The organism is Teredinibacter waterburyi (assembly GCF_001922985.1).
Classification (GTDB): domain Bacteria; phylum Pseudomonadota; class Gammaproteobacteria; order Pseudomonadales; family Cellvibrionaceae; genus Teredinibacter; species Teredinibacter waterburyi.
On record NZ_MRUH01000129.1, the window covers coordinates 1 to 4,442 of the forward strand.

General features: G+C 50.2%; 2 protein-coding genes. Both read right to left on the reverse strand.

Annotation, left to right across the window (positions count from 1 at the left end; all coding sequences use genetic code 11):
• Positions 1–506: 506 nt before the first annotated feature.
• Positions 507–3,869, reverse strand: a complete 3,363-nt coding sequence (locus IDZ20_RS10830; RefSeq protein ID WP_188151454.1) for an FG-GAP-like repeat-containing protein — start codon at positions 3,867–3,869, stop codon at positions 507–509.
• 225 nt (positions 3,870–4,094) lie between these two features.
• A partial coding sequence (locus IDZ20_RS10835; protein ID WP_223144945.1) for a hypothetical protein occupies positions 4,095–4,442 on the reverse strand: 348 nt, incomplete at its 5' end.

Consider the following 4,442-nt stretch of genomic DNA (forward strand, 5'->3'; position numbering starts at 1 on the left):
AGAAAGGATTTTCCTTTGGGGTATATATAAAAATCCAACGGGCTATTTCTTAGTTGCGTATTGGGCGCAGGATTTTATTGTTGCGATTAACGGCAACTTGTTGGGCTAGCCCGCCACTTGGGTCGTAATCGCGAAACGTAGAAAGTTCGCCTTGGTCTCGTCACGTTTCGCGGCCCAACACATCGCATTCAACTAATGGGGGACAGACCCCGAGCTATTGTGTACTTCGTTACCCTGCTCGATAACGCATAAATCGTTTTCATCATTTTTTATAGCTAGTCAGTAATTTTGTAATTTAGATGGCTGTTCAGGAGAATGGATATGTGCAACAAATGGATTGGGCAACTCAGGCTGGGAGATAGGGAAACTAGCGGTTGAACAACCTCTAGATGACTAAGCTAAAACAATTAGCTTTAAGTATGCTCGATAGATTTTGCTGATACTGGTAAGGCGTGGAGCCAAAACGGCTCCACGCTATTTTTTTGGTCTACTTCGTAACCGTCACCCTAGTCAGTAACCTGTACCGCGACTTTACGATACAGGGTGGAATAGCCGTCATTTACCGCTATCCAGATCTCGTAAACATTATCGCCGTTACTGTCGCCAGGGCTAGTGACGGCAGGCGCGCTGCCGAAGGTCAGTAAGCCTGTGGAAGAATCGATACTGAAGTAGGAGGCATCCGATGTTGGGCTAATGCCGTCGTTAATACTGTAACTGAGTGTGTTACCGTCAAGGTCTGTAGCGCTTTCATCAAACGAGGTTACAGAACCGGCCACAATTTGGTAGCGGCGCTGCTCTATGGGGTGCCACGCGATGTTGCCGCTATATAACGAGACCGACAGTACATCCTTATCGCCGTCGCCATCCATATCGGCTGCATATATGGAACTAGTACCATCCGTCGCATCCGCCAAAATGTGCTTAGCAAACCTTGGCTTATCAGTACCATCATTTTCATACCAGTCGATGGTGCTACCAAAAAGTGACACGGCAAGCACGTCCATATCGCCATCGCCATCCATATCAGCGGCGTGGATGGACCAAACATCGGCATGCTCCGCAATGCTAGCCACTTTATGTCCACTAAAGTGAGGGACGGCGGCACCGTCATTTTCGTACCAAGCAATCGTTTGACCTATGGTTTCGGCCGACAATACATCCATCTCGCCGTCGCCATCCACATCCGCCGCGTAGACGGACCTGACGCCATCCGCAATGGTCGTCACTAAATGCCTACTAAAGTTAGGCACAGCAGCGCCGTCGTTTTCGTACCAAGCAATGGTGTCATCTTCAGGTGCGGCAGACAGCAGATCCATATCGCCATCGCCGTCCATATCCACCGCATACACAGAACTGGCTCCATCCTCTTCATTGCTAACAATATGGCGGCTAAAGCTAGGGGTGGCCGCGCCATCGTTTTCGTACCAAGCTATGGTGTCATCATTCTCCGACGCCGACAGTACATCCATATCCCCATCGTCATCCACGTCGGCGGCATAGACCGATACCGCACCATCTGCAACGGCAGTTACCTCATGCTCGATAAAGCTGGGCACAGCAGCACCGTCATTTTCGTACCAGGCTACAGTGTCATGGTTGCGGGACGCCGAAAGCAAATCCAAATCCCCATCGCCGTCAATATCGGCAGCATACACCGACCAAATGTCATCCCCAGAAGTAATAACCACATGCTCAGTAAAGCTGGGAGCTGATGCGCCGTCGTTTTCATACCAAGAGATAGCCCCACCAAATGATGACTCGGACAGCACATCCATATCTCCATCGCCATCAATATCGGCGGCAAAAGCCGTCCTCGCGCCGTCGGCTTGGTCCGTCACTTCACGAACGTCCGTAAGTTCGTCAAGGTTCCCCCAAACCGGCTGACTATAACTGGCCGCATCTAAAGGAGCATTGTCGTCGGTATCCGCCGTACCATCATTGTCGTCGTCAGTATCGCGGTTGTTGCCAATACCATCGCTGTCGGTATCCACCTGTTCACTTGGGTCCAGCGGCAGCGCATCTTCCACATCGGAGACACCATCGTTATCGTCATCCTCATCGTCGTCATACACTGTCACCCAAACTTTGCGACGCGAGGTCGCATAACCATCGCTCACGGATATCCAAACCTCATACACATTATCGGTATTGCTGTCACCGGGGCTAACCGTGGCTGGGGCATTGCTAAAAGTAAGCTGGCCAGTAAGGGAGTCGATACTAAAATAGGCCCCGTCCAAAGATGGGCTACTGACAGTAAAGATTTCGTAGCTGAGTGTATTACCATCGACGTCGGTGGCGCTTTCGTTAAATGTGCTTTGAGTTCCGGCCAAAGCCGAATAACGGCTTTGCACTATTGGATACCAAGCAATCGTATCATCCTCGTATGAAGCCGACAGAAGCTCCATACCTCCATCACCATCCAGATCCGCGGCATGAACAGAACGGGCGCCATCCGCTGCCACACTTACAACATGCTCCCTAAAATTCGGCGCCGCAGCACCATCGTTTTCGTACCAGGCGATGGTGTCATCGAAAAAGGACGCCGAGAGCACATCCATATCCCCATCACCATCCATATCGGCGGCATGAACAGAACGGGCGCCATCCGCTGCCGTGCTAATAACATGCTCGCTAAAACTCGGCACAGCGGCACCATCATTTTCGTACCAGGCGATGGTGTCATCGTTGTCTGACGCGGAAAGCACGTCCATATCCCCATCACCATCCATATCGGCGGCATAGACTGAATACGCACCACCCGCTACCGTGCTAATAACATGCTCGCTAAAACTCGGCACCGCGGCACCGTCATTTTCGTACCAAGCAACGGTGTCACGAAGCTCGAATGCCGAAAGCAGGTCAATATCCCCGTCACCATCCATATCGGCGCCGTAAATGGATGTAGCATTACTCACGGCCGTTGGTACCCTATGTGTGCTAAAACTCGGTAACGCGGCACCATCGTTTTCATACCACGCTATCGAACCGTCGCGACTGAATGACGTCGAGAGCACATCCAAATCACCGTCACCATCGACGTCAGTCGCATATACAGACCAAGTGCCAATAGCAGAGTCTGCTACCACATGGGCGCTAAAGCTCGCCGCTGCGGCTCCGTCGTTTTCGTACCAAGCAATAGTGTTATCGAACCAGGACGCCGAGAGCACATCCATATCCCCATCACCATCCATATCGGCGGCATATACGGAATGTGCGCCATTCGCAGCAGCGGTAACAATATGCTCTCTAAAGCTCGGCACCGCGGCACCGTCGTTTTCATACCAAACGATGCTGTCATCGAACCAAGAGGCGGACAACACGTCCATATCTCCATCACCATCCATATCAGTGGAGGTAACAAAGACCGCACCATCTGCGTTGGTAGAAATTTTTCTTACTAAACCGATGTCGTCGGGAGTATTCCAACTAGGCGCTTGATTGCTAACAGCCGTTTGGCTGGTAAAAACCCCCTCTAACGCACCTAGGCTTACCAATGTTTGAGTTTGTGTACCGAGCGTAGTAGCCGTCTGATGACGAAGCGTTAACTGAGCACCACTGGCAACCATTGCGGTTTCGCTAGTGTAGGACTCACCATCCAAACTGTATTCCCCGCCAGAGACCGATAAGACCAGCTCACCATCAAAACCGCTTAAGGTCACTGGGTTGGATTCGAGCCACTCACCAAACCCTGCGTCAGCCTGCTCATTAAACACCAGCGGGGCGGGTGTTGAGTCGACAATTGCACCACTAGATGAACTGGAGCTGCCTTGCGAGGCAACACCAGCGTCATCACCACTGCAAGCGGCTAGGGCAAATATTATTGAAATCAGAACAAAAGAAAGAAACGGCTTTGTGCGGGAGGTTGTCATAACCTTACTGCTCCTTGATGTGGGGTATAAACTGCTGGCAAACCGCCAACAAATCCTATTTAACGGCGAGACTAAAGCCAAAGAATGGCCTAAATCCTAAAGACGAAGTTTATAACACAGAAACGAAGTTGTTAGAGTGGCATCGCGAATTAAATGTGTATTAATTTGTAACTTTACAAAAAATTAGGCACGTAGGCCCACTTGAGTACGAACCACCGAGTTTGGTTAATCAACTTCCCAAAGCTCGAACAACACTTCTTTTTCGCTACCGGCTAGCTTTATGATGCTTTCATCAGGGTTATTTACATCTACACTCACCACAAAGTTCACACTTCCACCTTCAGCTCCATTCAGCCTCACAGCACTTTCATAGAGCTGCTGCGTATCTAGGTAGAACGCCAAACTTACGCCCTCCTCGCGGCTATCTACATCGCCTAAAATAGAAATTTTCTGAGGTAAGTAACTTCCGGTGCGAGAAAATTCCATATTATTAAAAGATTCTAGCTGGGACGTATCCCTAGATAGACTAGGCGCGTAGGGTAGTGTTTCGATAGTTACTTTGTTTGGTTTGAT